This is a genomic window from Erythrobacter sp. S249 (genome assembly GCF_057364975.1).
The window spans coordinates 1,985,038-2,000,745 of record NZ_CP200287.1; the positions used below are offsets into that span (position 1 = coordinate 1,985,038).

At 60.3% G+C, this 15,708-nt stretch carries 17 protein-coding genes; 6 read left to right on the forward strand and 11 right to left on the reverse strand.

Going from position 1 to position 15,708, the window contains the following annotated elements:
* Nucleotides 1-82: 82 nt before the first annotated feature.
* Genes AC0V6V_RS09430 through AC0V6V_RS09460 form a run of 7 tightly spaced genes read right to left on the reverse strand, consistent with a single transcriptional unit; the run spans nucleotide 83 to nucleotide 4,628 of the window.
* The gene (locus tag AC0V6V_RS09430; RefSeq protein WP_486165130.1) at nucleotides 83-1,078 is read right to left on the reverse strand and encodes an LLM class flavin-dependent oxidoreductase; all 996 of its coding nucleotides are present in this window, start codon (nucleotides 1,076-1,078) and stop codon (nucleotides 83-85) included.
* Nucleotides 1,079-1,091: 13 nt separating this feature from the next.
* Nucleotides 1,092-1,949, reverse strand: coding sequence for a tetratricopeptide repeat protein (locus tag AC0V6V_RS09435; protein ID WP_486165131.1), 858 nt, complete (start codon nucleotides 1,947-1,949; stop codon nucleotides 1,092-1,094).
* A gap of 12 nt (nucleotides 1,950-1,961) precedes the next feature.
* A complete protein-coding gene (locus AC0V6V_RS09440) occupies nucleotides 1,962-2,693 on the reverse strand; it encodes an alpha/beta fold hydrolase (RefSeq protein WP_486166308.1) in 732 nt (243 codons plus the stop codon).
* A 60-nt stretch (nucleotides 2,694-2,753) separates the two neighbouring features.
* Nucleotides 2,754-3,629, reverse strand: a complete 876-nt coding sequence (locus AC0V6V_RS09445; RefSeq protein ID WP_486165132.1) for an alpha/beta fold hydrolase — start codon at nucleotides 3,627-3,629, stop codon at nucleotides 2,754-2,756.
* Nucleotides 3,626-3,829 carry a helix-turn-helix transcriptional regulator gene (locus AC0V6V_RS09450; protein WP_486165133.1) on the reverse strand — a complete coding sequence of 68 codons (204 nt, stop codon included), beginning with the start codon at nucleotides 3,827-3,829 and terminating at the stop codon, nucleotides 3,626-3,628. The genes AC0V6V_RS09445 and AC0V6V_RS09450 overlap by 4 nt, the downstream gene beginning before the upstream one ends.
* Nucleotides 3,826-4,455, reverse strand: coding sequence for a hypothetical protein (locus AC0V6V_RS09455; RefSeq protein ID WP_486165134.1), 630 nt, complete (start codon nucleotides 4,453-4,455; stop codon nucleotides 3,826-3,828). The genes AC0V6V_RS09450 and AC0V6V_RS09455 overlap by 4 nt, the downstream gene beginning before the upstream one ends.
* Nucleotides 4,452-4,628, reverse strand: coding sequence for a hypothetical protein (locus AC0V6V_RS09460; protein ID WP_486165135.1), 177 nt, complete (start codon nucleotides 4,626-4,628; stop codon nucleotides 4,452-4,454). The genes AC0V6V_RS09455 and AC0V6V_RS09460 overlap by 4 nt, the downstream gene beginning before the upstream one ends.
* A 94-nt stretch (nucleotides 4,629-4,722) precedes the next feature.
* Here AC0V6V_RS09460 and AC0V6V_RS09465 point away from each other — a divergent pair, with 94 nt between their 5' ends.
* From AC0V6V_RS09465 to AC0V6V_RS09475, 3 genes are all read left to right on the forward strand, one after another.
* Complete coding sequence (locus AC0V6V_RS09465) at nucleotides 4,723-4,911, forward strand: hypothetical protein (protein WP_486166309.1); 189 nt, start codon at nucleotides 4,723-4,725, stop codon at nucleotides 4,909-4,911.
* Between the two features lie 84 nt (nucleotides 4,912-4,995).
* Entirely contained in the window at nucleotides 4,996-7,026 is a 2,031-nt protein-coding gene (thrS, locus tag AC0V6V_RS09470; protein ID WP_486165137.1) for a threonine--tRNA ligase, read from the forward strand.
* 21 nt (nucleotides 7,027-7,047) lie between these two features.
* Entirely contained in the window at nucleotides 7,048-7,791 is a 744-nt protein-coding gene (locus tag AC0V6V_RS09475; protein WP_486165138.1) for a sulfite exporter TauE/SafE family protein, read from the forward strand.
* Here the strand turns inward: AC0V6V_RS09475 and AC0V6V_RS09480 are convergent.
* The 4 genes from AC0V6V_RS09480 to AC0V6V_RS09495 form a co-directional block, all read right to left on the reverse strand.
* Complete coding sequence (locus tag AC0V6V_RS09480; protein WP_486165139.1) at nucleotides 7,788-8,546, reverse strand: DUF1223 domain-containing protein; 759 nt, start codon at nucleotides 8,544-8,546, stop codon at nucleotides 7,788-7,790. The genes AC0V6V_RS09475 and AC0V6V_RS09480 overlap by 4 nt on opposite strands.
* A gap of 79 nt (nucleotides 8,547-8,625) precedes the next feature.
* Nucleotides 8,626-8,760 carry a hypothetical protein gene (locus AC0V6V_RS09485; protein ID WP_486165140.1) on the reverse strand — a complete coding sequence of 45 codons (135 nt, stop codon included), beginning with the start codon at nucleotides 8,758-8,760 and terminating at the stop codon, nucleotides 8,626-8,628.
* A 55-nt stretch (nucleotides 8,761-8,815) separates the two neighbouring features.
* Nucleotides 8,816-9,799: an agmatine deiminase family protein gene (locus AC0V6V_RS09490; RefSeq protein WP_486165141.1), complete on the reverse strand. Its 984-nt coding sequence runs from the start codon at nucleotides 9,797-9,799 to the stop codon at nucleotides 8,816-8,818.
* 38 nt (nucleotides 9,800-9,837) lie between these two features.
* Complete coding sequence (locus AC0V6V_RS09495; protein ID WP_486165142.1) at nucleotides 9,838-11,547, reverse strand: M28 family metallopeptidase; 1,710 nt, start codon at nucleotides 11,545-11,547, stop codon at nucleotides 9,838-9,840.
* Nucleotides 11,548-11,671: 124 nt separating this feature from the next.
* On the opposite strand from AC0V6V_RS09495, the gene glnE reads away from it, so the two are divergent.
* From glnE to AC0V6V_RS09510, 3 genes are read left to right on the forward strand one after another with little or no spacing between them, the layout of a single operon-like run.
* Entirely contained in the window at nucleotides 11,672-14,389 is a 2,718-nt protein-coding gene (glnE, locus tag AC0V6V_RS09500; protein WP_486166392.1) for a bifunctional [glutamate--ammonia ligase]-adenylyl-L-tyrosine phosphorylase/[glutamate--ammonia-ligase] adenylyltransferase, read from the forward strand.
* Nucleotides 14,386-14,859 carry a peroxiredoxin gene (locus AC0V6V_RS09505; RefSeq protein WP_486165143.1) on the forward strand — a complete coding sequence of 158 codons (474 nt, stop codon included), beginning with the start codon at nucleotides 14,386-14,388 and terminating at the stop codon, nucleotides 14,857-14,859. Before glnE ends, AC0V6V_RS09505 begins: the two co-directional genes overlap by 4 nt.
* Before the next feature lie 6 nt (nucleotides 14,860-14,865).
* Nucleotides 14,866-15,657: a ferritin-like domain-containing protein gene (locus AC0V6V_RS09510; RefSeq protein WP_486165144.1), complete on the forward strand. Its 792-nt coding sequence runs from the start codon at nucleotides 14,866-14,868 to the stop codon at nucleotides 15,655-15,657.
* The last annotated feature ends 51 nt before the right edge of the window (nucleotides 15,658-15,708 follow it).

Sequence of the window (15,708 nt, forward strand, 5' to 3'; positions counted from 1 at the left end):
TATGCGTCGCCGATAGGCCTCTTGGATACGTTTGCGCAACCGTGTTCATTATCTAGCTGCGCGATTTTTGTGCCACTCAGCGCTAGGAGGCCAGCGCACCAGTGAGCGCTTTCATGGTGATTTCTAGCGAGCGAATTCGCGCCGCTGGATCATAGGTCGCGCCGCACAGCATGATCTCATCTGCGCCGGTGCGCCCAATAAAATCGCTCACTTGGCTTGCCACCATATCGGCGGTGCCAATGGCTGCGGCTTGGCCAATATGATCTAGCATGGCGCGCGCTGGCGCTGGCAGGGTGGTGGTGTAATCCTCAATAGGTGGCGGCAGCTTGCCGGGATTGCCGCTGCGCAGGCGGACGAAGCTTTGTTGCTGGCTTGAGGCAAGTAGGCGGGCCTCTGCTTCGCTTTCGGCCGCAAAGACATTCATCGCCACCATTACATGCGGGCGGCCAAGCGCGTCTGATGGCTCAAAGTCTCTGCGGTACACTTCCAATGCGGCGTCCAGATGATCGGGCGCGAAATGCGCAGCGAAGGCATAGGGCAGGCCGAGCCTTGCTGCGAGCTGCGCGCCAAACAGGCTGGAGCCGAGCATCCACATCTCTGGCTTTGCGCCGAGGCCAGGTGTGGCGGCGATGGGCAGGTCGAGATCGCCAGTCAGAAGCGCGCGCAATTCCGCGACATCCTGCGGAAAATATTCAGCCGCCTGATGCAGGTTTTTGCGCAGGGCGCGCTGCAATTCCGGCCCAGCGCCGGGGGCTCTGCCTAGGCCGAGGTCAATTCGGCCCGGAAACAGAGCATCCAGCGTGCCGAATTGCTCTGCGATCTGAAACGGCGTGTGGTTGGGCAGCATGATGCCGCCAGAGCCGATCCGGATCCGGCTGGTCGCATTGCCGATATGGGCGAGCACAACCGAGGTCGCGCCGCCCGCAATGCCATCCATCGCGTGATGTTCAGCCACCCAAAAGCGCTTGCAGCCCACTCGCTCTGCCGCGCGCGCCAGCTCTGTCGCATCGGTCAAAGCCTCGGCCACGCTCCCGCCTTCGCGAACCGGGATCAGATCAAGCACGGAAAATTCGGTCATGGCAGCCCTCTTACTATTGGGCTGGCGTAGCAGGCCCCAGCTGTTTCAGATAGCCGCTAGCGGTCTTTGCCTGCGGACTATCAGGCGCAGTGTCGATCACGGATTGCCAGCTGGCGCGGGCGGCATCATCGCGCGCATCCAGTACGGCGATAACGCCCGCCTCCAGCCCGATTTGCGGATCGAGCGGGGCGAGACCCGAGGCCTTTTCAATAGCGGATTGCGCCTCTGGTAATCTGTTTTCACGCCGCAGCAGGGTTGCTTTTAGCAGCCATGCCTCAGCATCGCCGGGCATCAGGCGCGTTGTATTGTCCAATTCAATGAGAGCTTCTTCCGGCTGATCAATCTCAACCAGGGCGCGGGCCATGTCGAGTGCTGCTGCTGCTTGAAGTGCACCAGATGCAGCGGTTTTGGCGTCCGTGCGTGCCTCTCTCAAAATATTATAGGCGTCAGCCCAAAGCGTGTTTGCGAGGGCGGCATTGCCGGCCATAATGCCAAAACGCGCTCGTGCTCGCGGTTCATCCGCCGGTGTCTCATCGCGCGCTGCGGTGAAGGCGACAATCGCATCGTCCCATAGGCTCAGTTTTGTCGCAGCGAGTCCGAGGCAGTGATTGGCGATGACCCTCGCATCACCGGTTGTCTGGTTGCGCTCAATCTGCGCTTTGGTGTGCGCGCGGGCCGGGTCGCTTTCGACCAGATCGAGGCAATCGGCCAGCCAAATGCTGAGCGGATCGGTGGGCTGCGGCGGAGCAATTTCATTGGTGGTGCGCGGCGGGCGGTTGAGCAGCTCATCGGGCGCGCCTTGGATCGCGCCAGTGCTTGGGTTGGGGCCGACCTGAAGCAGCATGAGAATGAGCGCGCTGGAAAAAGACACGTGGGTGTTCGCCTAGTAAAACTGATCGACCGTCGCTTGCAGCAGCGCAATATCATTCTCGCGCGACAAGCGGTGATCGCCGTCTTTGACAAAGGTCACCTGTACATTGTCCGAACGTATCGCCTTGGCGAGGCGCGGGCTGATTTCCCATGGCACATCCTCGTCCTTTTGGCCGTGCAGCAGGCGAACCGGGCAATCAATCGCGATTGCGCTGTCGAGTTTCAGATTGGCCTCGCCATCGGCGAAAAAGCCGGGATGCGTCGGCGTTGGCTCTGGCCCGTAGGGATTGTCTTCATACAGCACTTCACCCGCCGCCATCTGCGCGCGCTGCTCGTGTGTGAAGCCCCAAGTCGTAAAGTCTGGAGCAGGCGCGATGCCGATCATTCCGGTCAGCCGCTCGCCCAAAGCCTCACCCACCATCAGCATCAGCCAGCCGCCCATAGACGAGCCGATCAGCAGCACGCTGCCGTCGACATGAGCCTCGACCAAGGCGAGCACTTCATCGCGCCAACGGGACAGGGTGCCATCGGCAAAATCACCATTGCTCCGCCCGCAGCCGGAATAATCGAGCAGCAGGCAGGCCCGCCCCATTTCCTGCGCGCGGGCAAACATGGCGGTCGCCTTGCCGCCGTCCATGTCTGACATATAGCCTGGCAGAAAGACTAAGCTCGGGCCGCTGCCCGGCGCATGGCGAAAGGCGATTTTGCGGCCATCGTCAAATTCGTGAAAGTGTATCTCGCTCATGCGCGCCCTCATGCCCGCAGGCGGCGGGTGCGCGCAAGAGGGCTAAAACTGGTTCGAGCCTTAATCTGCGGTCTCTTCAAGAGCGCGGCGAAGCTCGGTCTCGAACAGCTCAGGTTGGTCAAACATGATGAAGTGGTAGCTGTCTTCGACTATTCGAATATCAGCAGTTTCGAGCGATGCGTAAGCATCTCGGTAGAGCGCCTCTATCCGCGATCGCGGAGCGAAGGCATTGCTCGCTGCGATAATGGTCGTGGGCGTGTTCATGTCCTTTAGTGCAGGGCGCAGATCGGTCGTCATCAGCGAATATATGGCGTTTGCAAAGGTCGCCCTATCACTGGTTATCGACCAATCGGCTATGGTGCCCTGGTACTCACTGTTCTTTACCAGAGAACGGACCCCGGCTTGCTGAGTTTGCGCAAACTCCTCGGCGGATTGCCCGAGAATTTGCCTCTTGAACCCGTCGGCTTGCGCTGCGGCTGTTTCAGCGGTTGCTTTGGGCGAAAATAGAAGCGGAAAGAATGGCAGGGCATCGACGATGACCAATCTTTTGATCCGATCAGGATGATCCTTTGCCAGCTTGAGGCCAAGGAACCCGCCAAGTGAATGGCCCGCGTAAAGCGCGCTTTCAATTTTGTTGCAGTTGAGATGGTCGACAATTTCTTGGGCGGCGCGCGCAACAATCGTTTCTGGTGACCCGTTCGGAGCACGACCGGCGAAGCCTGCAACATGCACAAGATGAACCGTGTAGCTCTCGCTGAGGGTGTCTTTGACACCGTCCCAAGTTGCCGGTGATGAGCCAAGCCCAGGTGTAAGGATCAAATCAGGGCCCGCTCCGAGCGTTTCGTATGGCGGGCAAGCCTCCTGTGGCTCATCCGCGAGTGCGGCAGTAGACCCAAGGAATGTGAGGCCTGTGACAATGCTGGTCCAAAGCTTCATTGTTCCGCTCCTTCTCGTTGGAAAATCTCTTCTATCGCAAGGCCGAATACGTCGGCGATCTTGAATGCGAGCGGCAGGGACGGGTCATAGCGCCCCTTCTCAATCGCATTGACGGACTGGCGGCTGACATTCAGCTGATCCGCGAGGTCTTGCTGGCTCCAATCGCGTTCTGCGCGCAGCACTTTGAGGCGATTGTTCACACCGCACCCCACGCGCCATATTCGACGCGGTTTGATGCAGCGCCAATACCTAGACCAGCGAACCATACCACGGCCCACCAATAGGCGTCGGCATGTGGGACCGCGTCAGCAATCTCGAGGAAGCCCCAGACACTCGCGATGCTGAGCGTGATTGCGGTTGCGATCAGCGATTGGCGGACCACAAGCATACGAACAAACTCATCCTGCTCTTCTACGATAAGCCGTCCGATGGCCCAAAAGACACCGATGATCGCAAGGCCGGGCGGGATGGCTGCAAGAATTCGCCACGTATCGGCGATACCTTCCGCATTTTCGGCAAAGACCAACCCAGCAATGGCGAGCATATAAATCGAAGTCGAAATCGCCACGCGCTTCAAATACCGCTTTTGCGCCTCACCTTTTGCGAAGCAAGCATTGCCGCCGGAATCTACTCGGCGATTGGCGGATTTGATCAAAGGGACCATCATGACCATAGGCACGAGCATCAGTATCAATAGCGCTGTGCCTTCGATCGCGCCGGTCATCGCCAGACCGCCAAGCGCCGCATAGGAAATGCCCATAAGCGCACCCCAAAAGGCAGGACTGCGGCCCATCACGGCTGCGTTCTTTTCCGTTTGCTCATTCATAGCAGGCACTTCTTGCTGCTCTTGCAGCCGCCATTGAGCATGCCAATCGCTGCGCCGCTCAGGCCGCCTATGATCCCGAAGGACGCGCCATGGCTCAGTTCGCTCGCAGATAGAAACAACGCGGCGGTGATGATGATCACTGCCCATAGAATCGCTTTGTTTCGAATTGTCATTGGTAAAGCTCCCTTTCAACTATGGAAAGTATACTTGTCATTGGTTCGCCTTTTTGTCAAGCACACTTTCCATAATGGAGCGGGTGCTTTCCGATTGATGCTGCGAAACACGGGTAATGACATCACCATTCGCCGCGCCTATATCTGCGCTCATGGCCAACCGTGTGACTACCACCACCACTACCACCACCCCGGATTTCCGGGGCCGGTTGCTGTTGGTCTGATCCAGCCACACCCGCGCCCCGAACTTTCGGTTTCGGGCGGCGCGGTGTCAGCCTCCTGAAAAAGCTGAAAATACCAAGACACCGCTCTTCAAGAGCGCGCATGAGTGTGTCATGGGCGTGAACGCAAACGAGACGGAAGAACGATGACCGAACTGCTCAAGATCAGCCTGCCCGATGGCACCACGCGCGAAATGCCTGAAGGCAGCACGCCCGCCGATGTGGCCGCTGCGATTGGCCCTGGCCTTGCCAAGGCCGCACTGGCTGCGCGCGTCAACGGCGAGGTGCGCGATATTGGCCGCCCGTTTGAGGGTGATGCTGAGCTTGAGCTGATCACCAGCCGGGATGAGGCCGATGCGCTGGAACTGGCGCGGCATGACTTTGCGCATGTTCTGGCTGAGGCTGTTCAGGCGCTCTATCCCGGCACGCAAATCACCTTCGGTCCCGCTACCGATGATGGCTTCTACTATGACGTAATGGCCCCGGCTGACCGCGAGCCGTTCAGCATGGATGATCTGCCCGCGATTGAAGAGAAAATGCGTGAGATCATTGCCGCGGATAAGCCATTAGTGCGCGAAGTATGGTCGCGCGCTGATCTGATCGCGAAATGGGAAGCGGACGGCGAGGCATTTAAGGCTGAATGGGCCAAAGAGCTGCCCGAGAACGAAGAGCTGACCGTCTATTGGTCGGGCGAACCGCGAAGCGAAGGCGCATGGCTGGACATGTGCCGCGGTCCGCATCTGGCCTCCACCGGCAAACTTGATCCGGCGGCATTCAAACTGATGCGGGTGGCAGGTGCCTATTGGCGCGGTGATCAGCGCAATGCCCAGCTGACGCGAATTTACGGCACCGGCTGGCTCAACAAGAAACAGCTCAAACAGCATCTGCACCGCTTGGAAGAAGCCGCCAAGCGCGACCACCGCAAGCTGGGCCGCGAGATGGATTTGTTCCACCTGCAGGAAGAAGCGCACGGCAGCGTGTTCTGGCACCCTAAAGGCTACCGTATCTGGCGCGAGCTAGAGGCCTATATGCGCCGCAAGATGGACGGCGGGGGCTACCGCGAGATCAAGACGCCTCAGCTGATGGATATCCGCCAGTGGGAGCAATCGGGCCACTGGGGCAAATATGCTGAAAACATGTTTGCCGTACCTGACATGGTGCCCGAAGTGGACGAGGACAGTGATGGCCCGGCCAAGCCTGCGGTTGAAAAAGACGCCGATTGGATGGCGATTAAGCCGATGAACTGCCCGGCCCACGTGCTGGTGTTTAAGCAAGGCATCACGTCCTATCGCGATCTGCCGATCCGGTTGGGCGAAATGGGCTGCTGTCACCGCAACGAGCCGCATGGGGCGCTGCATGGCCTGATGCGGGTCCGCCAGTTCACTCAAGATGATGCGCATATTTTCTGCACCGAAGAACAAGTGGTCGAGGAAGTGCGCAAGTTCTGTAAGCTGGCAGCGGATGTTTACGAGGATTTCGGTTTCAAGTTTTCGATCAAACTCGCGCTGCGCCCGGAAAAACGGTTGGGCACTGATGCTGATTGGGACAAGGCCGAACAGGAATTGCGCGACGCTGTAAAAGATGCGGGCATGATGAACGAAGAGTTCGGCTGGGAAGAGCTGCCCGGTGAAGGCGCGTTTTATGCGCCAAAGCTCGAATGGCACCTGACCGATGCGATTGGCCGGACGTGGCAAGTTGGCACGATCCAAGGTGATCGCGTCCTGCCCGATCGTCTTGATGCGACCTATATTGGCGAAGATGGTGGCAAGCACCGCCCCGTGATGCTGCACCGCGCGATCTTCGGTTCTTACGAGCGCTTTATCGGCATTCTGATTGAGCACTATGCTGGGCGCTTGCCAGCATGGCTCGCCCCGGTTCAAGCCGTGGTCGCCCCGATTGTGTCGGATGTTGATGGCTATGCCACCAAGGTTATGGCCAAGCTTGAGGCGGCGGGCATCCGGGTAGAAGGCGATCTTCGCAATGAGAAGATCAATTACAAAGTGCGCGAACACTCGCTGGCGAAGGTTCCGTATCTGTTTGTGGTCGGCAAGCGCGAGGAAGAAGAGGGCACGATTGCCTTGCGGACTCTTGGCGAAAAGGACCAGCAAGTGCTGTCTTTGGATGATGCGCTGGCGCTTATCACAAAGGCGGCTACACCGCCTGATCTCAGCGCTTAATCGCATTTGACCGAATAGATCATGGACTGGCTGGCCGGGCTTAACGCAGCGCAGATTGCGGCGGCGTTCGCAGCGACCATTGGCGCGTCTTTCGTGCGCGGGCTGGCCGGGTTCGGCATGGCGATCCTGCTGGTGCCGGTTTTGGCGCTCGCTCTGACTCCGGTTGAGGCGGTGATGATCGCCAATTTCCTGATGCTGTTTATCGGCATGTTGGAGATACGGCGACTGGTTCTGGGCGCCGAAAAATCCGCTTGGGTGATCAGCGGCCTTGTTGCAGTCACCACTGCGCCGGGATTGCTGCTGCTGTCTGTGACGCCGCCTGATCTTGCGCGGCTGCTTATTGCGATGGTGGCCTTGTCGGCCTTTGCGCTCGTGCTCCTGCCTCAGCGTTCTGCGAGCTTGCCTGGGACGCTCCAGACCGGGGTAACAGGGGTGACTAGCGGCATTCTTACCGGCTTTGCTGGGATGCCGGGGCCGCCGGTTGTTCCCTACTATGTCGGCCGGGCGATCCCGCGCGATACGGCTAAAGCATCAATGCTGCTGATCTTCACGATTGCTGCAATTGCGGCGATTGTCTCCGGGTTTTTGACCGGTGTGATTGATCAGCGAGTAGTGCTGCTTTCAGTCGGGCTGTTTCCCGCTGTGCTGCTCGGCAATTGGCTTGGCGGTCTCGCTTATGGCCGGGTCAGCGACACGGTCTGGCGGATCTTTGTCGGCTTGGTGCTGTTCGCCGCTGCCTTTGCCGCCCTTACTCGTCTGTTCTAGCGCAGCCAGCGCGCAGCAAGGACCCGCCCGCCGTTCGGCTCGCGCAGGACCAAAGCATGCGCATCCGCACCCGGTGTGGTGAGCCTGTCCTGGTGCAGCTCAACGCTTGCTGTGCCGCCGTCCCAGCGGGCGAGCACTTTTTCATCAAGCAGCACATTGGTGTAGGAGATGCGGCGGCCGCCGTTTTCTCCGCGGCCAATCGCGACGCTTTCCTCGCTTGATACCGCCATCAGCACTAGCTCAGCAGGTTTTTCAGCCGCGCCGCTGAGGCCAATGCCATAGCCCAATCGGCCCGCTGGCTTGATGCGAATGGCGGCGCTTTGCGAACCGCGCGCCAGCGCGATGTGGCGGCGATTGACGCGCTCGTTGGAGCCAACCTGCCCAAGCTCTCCATCGATTACCAATTGCGGGGTGTAGACGCCGTTATATCCGGCGAGGCCGCGGCGGGCATAATCGCGCTGAAGGCTGGTGTTGTCTTCGCGTGCGAGCGTGTCTTTCCAGCCCAAACGGTCCCAATAGGTCACAGGGCGAGCGATCACGACCAGGCCATCTTCGCGCGCAAGCTTGGCTGAAAGGCGGTCCGCTGGTGGGCAGGAAGAACAGCCTTGGCTGGTGAAGAGTTCGAGCAGCACAGGCTCGCCCAGAGTGCCGGTTTGCTCAGGCGGGTTTTGCGCTTGGCTGAAATCTGGCGCCGCGACAGAGGCGATGGCGAGCGCGGCGGAACCGACGGCCAGACCGAATAGAGTTTTTGTCATGCGCGCACCTCACAAACATCCGCTGAGCACTGCAGGGATATTCGCGATGAAGCGCCGCTTGGTTACAGCAAGCGCGCGCTTAGAGTGGGATTGGTTGCCCGGCAAAGATGAGCGCCGCGCCGCATGCCAGCACGATGACTGAACGGGCGATATCGGCCGGATGGGCCGCTGCAAGCTGCAAAGGCTTGCGAGTGATGGCGATTGCTTTGTCCATGAACCGCACGTTCGCGGGCAAATGCTAACAGGTCGTTAAGATTAACCAGGATTGCCTAAATTAGCGCTGAGGGCATCTGCTGGCTGGCGCAGTGAAATCCGCCGCCTCCGGCCAGTACAGCATCCGCTGGAAGGCCGATGGTCTGCCGATCCGGGAACAGAGCAGCGATCGCTGCGACGCCCGCTGCATCGTGCACTGAGCCAAAGGTCGGCACCGCCACCAGATGCGTGGTGATGGCGAAATTCGCATAGCTTGCCGGTTCAACCGCGCCATCGCGCTGGATCAGGCCAGGTGAAGGGATCGTCACTACCTCCACGCTGAGTGCTTCAGCACGCCGCTTTGCGTCTGCATAGATCGCCGCATTGGGATCATCATTGCCCGTGGCCTCAGGAACGACCAGCCGGCCCGGACCGACAAAGCGCGCCAGATTGTCGACATGGCCGTCGGTGTGGTCATTGATCAGGCCGTCGCCTAGCCAAAGCACCCGGTCAAAGCCCAGCGTGTGCTTAAGCTCCGCCTCGATCGCAGCGCGCGACATGTCAGGATTCCGGTTGGGATTGAGAAGGCATTGCTCGGTCACTGTGCACAGTCCCGTGCCATCGCCATCCACCGCGCCGCCTTCCAATATCATTGGTGAGGTTTCGAGCGGCAAACCCGCATCTCGCGCCAGTTCCGCGCCAATGCTCTCATCGCCCGCCATCCGATATTTGCCTCCCCAGCCATTGAAACCAAACCGGCGCGCGGCGCGTTCGCCATTGCCCGATACGATCAGTGGCCCGGTGTCGCGCAGCCAGATATCGCCGTAGACCCGCCGCTCCAATCTCACTGCGTTGCTCACCAGAGCGCGGGCGCGCGCCTCGTTCGCTTCATCGCGCACGAGCAGACGGACAGCCTGACCGCTGTCCGCCACAGCATTAGCGAACGCCGCGATCTGCTCCTGCGCCGCCTCAAGGAAGCCCGGCCATTCCTCGGCCAAATGCGGAAAGCCGATCCACAACCAATCCTGCGGCGCCCATTCAGGAGGCATCAGGACGGTCATGAATCGGCTTTCAATTCGTCAGCTAAACGGATGCTGGATCAGCAGCCCGTCTCGGCGCTGGCGCAGCTTTCGTCGCGAGCGGCTTTAAACTCATCGCCCTCGTTCCAATTCGGCCAGCTGCTGCTTTCTGCCATCATCCGGCCAATGCGGTAGAACAATTGCAAATCGCTCATCACGCCGGACCAATCCCACTCTTCGTTGAACTCGTCCTTTGGCCCGTGATAGCGATTGTCGCGGTAGTCCTTGGACACTGCTGCGCCTGCATCGCGTCCACCCTCGACCAGGTCTTGCCCGCCATTGATGTAGAGCATTGGCACGCCCTGCTTGGCAAAGGCGAAGTGGTCAGAGCGGTAGTAATAGCCCGCCTCTGGGTTTGGATTGGGTGTCATGGTGCGGCCATCGGCCTCAAGTGCGCCCATCATATAGGCATCGAGCTGAGACTTGCCGGGGCCAACCACGGTCACGTCTTTCGCTGGGCCAGCCACCTGGAAGGCATCCATGTTGATTCCGCCAACCGTCTGATCGAGCGGGAACACTGGGTTTGAGGCGTAGTAATACGCGCCGAGCAGGCCGGATTCCTCAGCCGTTACGGCCAGGAATACGAGGCTACGCTTAGGCGCGCCAGCTTTCGCATGCGCCTCCGCCAAGGCGACCAGAGCTGCTGTGCCGGTCGCATTGTCGACTGCGCCGTTGCAAATGTCATCGCCATCGGGCGCTGCTTTACAACGGCCAAGGTGATCCCAGTGCGCGGTGTGAATGATGTATTCGTCTGGCGCTTCGTTGCCGGGCAGAATGCCGATCACATTTTGCGATTGGAATTTGCGAATGTCATTTTCAAAGCTGGTGGAGGCGGACATGCCCAGCTCAACCGCTTCAAATTCTTCCGTTTTCGCTGCCGCTGTCAGCGCATCGAGATCTTGCCCCGCTGCGGCCAGCAATTCGCGGGCGGCCTCTTTCTGGATCCAGCCGTTCATGGTGGTGAGCGGCGGAGGATTGTCTCCGCGAGCGGGATAGGCTTGCGGGCCGGACCAGCTGCTTTCAACCACGTTCCAGCCATAGCTGGCCGGTTCGGTATCATGGACGATTAAAACGCCTGCTGCGCCTTGGCGTGCGGCCTCTTCATATTTGTAGGTCCAGCGGCCATAGAATGTCATCGCGCGGCCGTTGAATTTCCCTTCAAGGCCGGATGTTTCATAGTCAGGGTCATTGACCAGCACGACCACGGTCTTGCCCGTGACATCCACGCCTTCGTAGTCGTTCCAATCGCGCTCTGGCGCGTTGATGCCGTATCCGACGAACACCATTTCGCTGTTGGCCAGCTGCGTTTGCGCATCTTCGCGGTAGGTCACGCCGACCCATTCACTGCCGAAATCATAGACCAGATCGGTCTCGCCATTGGTGATGGTGAGCGGCGCGAAGTTCTTGCCGGTGATTTCCACCAGCGGCACTTCCTGCACCCAGCTTTCGCCATTGCCTGGCTGAAGGCCAGCGGCCTCGAACCGTTCGGTCAGTAAGGCAACGGTCAGTTCCTCGCCCTTGGTGCCGGGCATGCGCCCCTCAAACTCATCGCTGGAAAGCGTGCGCGTGATGTCGATCATTGTCTCTTCAGAAAGCTCGCCTGCTGCGACTTCTGGAATATCCATTCCGTCCGCGCCAGTGTCGCCGCCGAGCGAGCTCATCGCATCGCATGCCGTCAGCGCGAGTGCGCAAGCGGCCAATCCGCCAAGCTTCAATGCTTGTTTGATCATTGTCGGTGATTCCTCTCATCCAAAATCATTGCGCGCACCTTTTGCAGAGCGGAGCGCGGCTCGCAAGGCGGATTGATGGCCGGAGCGCTTGCGAGACAAGAACCAGCGCGCCATGGAGGCGGAGATGGCGCAGGCGAATTCGCATGACTGGGTTGGAGCATTGGCGCGGGCGCGGGCCGAGGCGCCGTTTTTGGCGCGCGGACTGGAGCGGATGCCGCCGCTCGCCGAATTGCTGAGCAGCGGAGATGGTGAAGGCGCTCTCGCATGGGCCAAATCCGCTGGCGATGGCGTAGATGATTTGGGCGCAGGTTTGCGCCGAGAGCGCCTCGCGCTGTCAGTGGCGCTGGGGGTTGGCGATCTGGCTGGAGCCTTCTCGCTAACCCGCGTGATGCAGGAATTGTCAGACTGCGCAGACGGCTCGCTAGACCGCGCTATTTCCCACGTCATTGCAGAGCGCACGGATGGCGAAGCGGCACGGGGGCTTTATGCCTTGGCGCTGGGAAAACAAGGCGCTAGGGAGCTCAATTACTCCTCCGACATCGACCCGATCCTGCTTTATGATCCGGAGACACTGCCGCGGCGCGCGAAGGATGAGCCGGGCGAAGCAGCCGCGCGCTACGCCCGCCAGATCGTGCAATTGCTTTCCGAAAACACCGCTGATGGCTTTGCCTTCCGGGTCGATCTCAGGCTGCGGCCCGCCAGCGAGGTAAGCCCGCTGGCCGTATCGGAAGGCGCGGCTCTCTCACACTACGAAAGTGCCGCTCTAGCATGGGAGCGGGCGGCCTTTATCCGGTCGCGCGCTTGCGCCGGTGATATTGCCGCCGGAGAGGCGTTTCTGGCGCGGATCCAGCCCTTTGTATGGCGCTCCAGCTTGGATTTTGGCGCGATTGAAGAAATCCGCCAGCTAACCGCGCAAATTCGCGCGAACCATGATGGCCCGCGCCGCCCTGGCCCTGGGTTCGATGTGAAGCGCGGGCGCGGCGGCATTCGCGAGATCGAGTTCTTTGCGCAAACGCATCAACTTATTCACGGTGGGCGCGATCCCAGCCTGCGGGTGAAGGGCACGCGGGCCGCGCTTGCTGCCTTGGTGGCGGCTGGCCGGGTGGATGGCGATGAGGCGGCTTTGCTGGGCTCGACCTATGACCGGCTGCGCGTGATCGAGCACCGATTGCAAATGGTGAACGATCGCCAGACGCATATCCTACCAGAAGGCGCAGCGCTGGATGCGGTGGCCCGGCTTGACGGCTTGGCAGATGGCGCGGCGCTGATCGCAGAGCTGGACGGCCTGACGCAGGCGGCAGGCGCTGTCTATGACAAGCTTATCGGCGATGATGTCAGCGCCTCTCCGCCCGTGCCAGAGCCGCCGCAAGCTGAGGCACTGACAGAGCAATTGAGCAATCTGGGCTTTGCTGAGCCGGACGCGTTGGCGGGGCGGATCAAGGGGTGGCGCGAGGGGCGCTATCAATGTCTGCGCACCCCGCAGGCGCTGGCTGCGTTTGATGCGCTGTTGCCGGAATTGATCGCTGCTTTCGCTGGGGCGGATGATCCAGACCGCGCGCTGAACCGATGGGAGAGTGTGCTTGCCAATGCGCCCTCTGCGATCAACCTGTTTCACTTGTTGACTGCCCGCCCGGCGCTGCTCGCGCAATTGGTGGGTGCGCTCACTTTGTCGCCGATGCTGGCCGATGAGCTTGGCCGGCGCCCGGAATTGCTCGACATTCTGATCGATGAAAGCGCGTTGGAGCTGCCCGGCTCTGCCTGCGAAATTGCCGAAGATATGCGGCGGATCGCCGCCCGCGACGATTACGAGGCGCAATTGGACGCCATTCGCGTGGTCACTGGCGAGCAGCGCTTTGCGCTCGGCGTTCAGCTGATCGAGGCGCTGAGTGATCCGATTGATATAGCCAGCGGCCTATCGCGCGTCGCCGAGGCGGGACTGACAGTGGCCGCGGATGCAGCCGCGCGCGAATTCGAGCGTGTGCACGGACAAATCACCGGCAGTGAGGTCTGCGTCTTGGGCCTCGGGCGATTTGGTGGCGGGGCGCTGACCCATGCCTCTGACCTGGACATCATCTATCTGTTTTCAGGCGACTTTGATGCGCAGTCCGATGGTGACCGGTCGCTCGGCGCGACGCTTTATTACAACCGCTTGGCCAGCCGCATTAGCGCAGCTCTATCTGTCCCGACGGCGCAAGGCGCGCTCTATGAAGTGGACACTCGGCTGCGCCCGCAAGGCAATCAAGGCCCGCTCGCAGTATCGCTTGAGGCCTTCGCCAAATATCAGCGCGAGGCGGCCTGGACCTGGGAGCATATGGCGCTGGCAAGAGCGCGGGTCTTGATCGGGTCGGAGGCGGCGCGCGCGCAGCTTAACGACATCATCACCGGGGTGCTGTGCAAGCCGCGCGATCCCGCCGAATTGCGGACAAATGTGCTGACCATGCGCAGCGAAATGGCGCAGCATAAGCCTGCTCGCGGACCTCTGGATGTGAAGCTGCTGCGCGGCGGCTTGGTGGATTTTGAATTCCTCATCCACTTCCTGCAATTGCGTGATGGCAAGGGGCTTGATCCTGACCTTGGCGCAGCCATCCCCATGCTGGTGGAGGAAGGGGCTTTGCCGCAGCCGCTGATCGCGGCCTATGATTTGATGACCCGCATTTTGGTCGCCGGACGCCTGCTGGCGCCCGATGGTAAGGAGCCGCCGCCCGCTGCCGCTGATGCGCTGGCGCGGGCCTGTAAGGCCAAGAATTACAAAGGCCTCTTGCGCAGCCTCACCGAGGCGCGGCATGAGGTCGCGAAAGCTTGGGAGACGATTCTCAAGCACCAGTTGGAGATTGACGAATGAGCGATTCTGTAAGCGTTGGTGACGCCCTGCCAGATATTGAAATGGGCACCCCTGATGGCGGCACGGTGAAGCCATCGGATTTCCACGGCAAGAAGCTGGTGCTGTTCTTCTATCCCAAAGACAACACGCCTGGCTGCACCACCGAGGCGAAGGATTTCACTGCGCTTAAAAGCGACTTTGAAGCGGCGGGAACGGAGCTGCTTGGCGTCAGCAAAGACAGCGCGAAGAAGCACCAGAACTTCATCGCCAAACATGATCTCACGACCCCTCTCGCGACTGATGCCGAGGAAGGTGGATTGTCCGACGCGCTCGGCGTTTGGACCGAGAAACAGATGTACGGCAAAACATACATGGGCATGGTCCGCACCACCTATCTGGTCGGCGCAGACGGCAAGATTGCGCAGGTCTGGAACAAGGTGAAGGTGAAGGGCCACGCTGAAGAAGTGCTGGCCGCCGCAAAGGCGCTCTAAGCCAAAATGCCAACGCCAATGCCATCCTTAGCCTCCGCCATTCGCGGCGCTTTGCTGACCGCTGATCCGCGCGCAAAATGCTTTGCGACGCGCGACGTCGTGCGCCGCTGGAACAAGGGCGCGCTGGCGTGGCAGTTTGACGTCACGATGCCAGATGAGCCTGCGCGGCCCAGCGAGCCTGAGCTGTTGGCGCCAAGCCAAATGCCCAAGCGCGGCAAGGGCGGATCAGAGCGAGGAAGGATCGCCTTGTGGCACAGCCTGGCGCATATCGAGTTCGTCGCGATTGATCTTGCGCTCGACATGGCGGGCCGCTTTGGCGAGCAGATGGGCGAGGAATTCGTGTCCGACTTTTTGAGCGTTGCCGCCGATGAGGCGATGCACTTCGCTCTGCTCGATCGCAAGCTCAAGACGCTGGGCAGCTACTATGGCGCGCTGCCGGCGCATGGCGGATTATGGCAGGCCGCCGATGAGACCAAGCATGATGTCCTGGCCCGTCTCGCGATCGTGCCCATGGTTCTGGAGGCGCGCGGATTGGACGTCACGCCAGCAACCTTGGAACGGGTTCGGGCAGCAGGCGATGAGAATGGCGCAAAAATTTTGACGCGAATCCTTGACGACGAAATTCGCCATGTCGCGTTTGGCACCAAACACTTTATCACATTGGCCGAAAAGGCGCAGGAAGCGCCCGAATCAACGTGGAAAAGGTTAGTGAAAACTTACTTTCGGGGCGCCGTTAAGCCGCCATTTAACGACTCAGCCCGTCTTGCAGCCGGTTTATCGCGGGACTTCTACAGTTAAGTTGCTCTTTAAGATTTGAGCCCGATAACCATCACAACGCGGCGAACAGAG

Coding starts and splice junctions, on each gene's coding strand:
- AC0V6V_RS09430 (WP_486165130.1), bottom strand. CDS start 1,078: ATGACCGAATTTTCCGTGCTTGATCTGATCCCGGTTCGCGAAGGCGGG.
- AC0V6V_RS09440 (WP_486166308.1), bottom strand. CDS start 2,693: ATGAGCGAGATACACTTTCACGAATTTGACGATGGCCGCAAAATCGCC.
- AC0V6V_RS09445 (WP_486165132.1), bottom strand. CDS start 3,629: ATGAAGCTTTGGACCAGCATTGTCACAGGCCTCACATTCCTTGGGTCT.
- AC0V6V_RS09455 (WP_486165134.1), bottom strand. CDS start 4,455: ATGAATGAGCAAACGGAAAAGAACGCAGCCGTGATGGGCCGCAGTCCT.
- AC0V6V_RS09460 (WP_486165135.1), bottom strand. CDS start 4,628: ATGACAATTCGAAACAAAGCGATTCTATGGGCAGTGATCATCATCACC.
- thrS (WP_486165137.1), top strand. CDS start 4,996: ATGACCGAACTGCTCAAGATCAGCCTGCCCGATGGCACCACGCGCGAA.
- AC0V6V_RS09475 (WP_486165138.1), top strand. CDS start 7,048: ATGGACTGGCTGGCCGGGCTTAACGCAGCGCAGATTGCGGCGGCGTTC.
- AC0V6V_RS09480 (WP_486165139.1), bottom strand. CDS start 8,546: ATGACAAAAACTCTATTCGGTCTGGCCGTCGGTTCCGCCGCGCTCGCC.
- AC0V6V_RS09485 (WP_486165140.1), bottom strand. CDS start 8,760: ATGGACAAAGCAATCGCCATCACTCGCAAGCCTTTGCAGCTTGCAGCG.
- AC0V6V_RS09490 (WP_486165141.1), bottom strand. CDS start 9,799: ATGACCGTCCTGATGCCTCCTGAATGGGCGCCGCAGGATTGGTTGTGG.
- AC0V6V_RS09495 (WP_486165142.1), bottom strand. CDS start 11,547: ATGATCAAACAAGCATTGAAGCTTGGCGGATTGGCCGCTTGCGCACTC.
- glnE (WP_486166392.1), top strand. CDS start 11,672: ATGGCGCAGGCGAATTCGCATGACTGGGTTGGAGCATTGGCGCGGGCG.
- AC0V6V_RS09505 (WP_486165143.1), top strand. CDS start 14,386: ATGAGCGATTCTGTAAGCGTTGGTGACGCCCTGCCAGATATTGAAATG.
- AC0V6V_RS09510 (WP_486165144.1), top strand. CDS start 14,866: ATGCCAACGCCAATGCCATCCTTAGCCTCCGCCATTCGCGGCGCTTTG.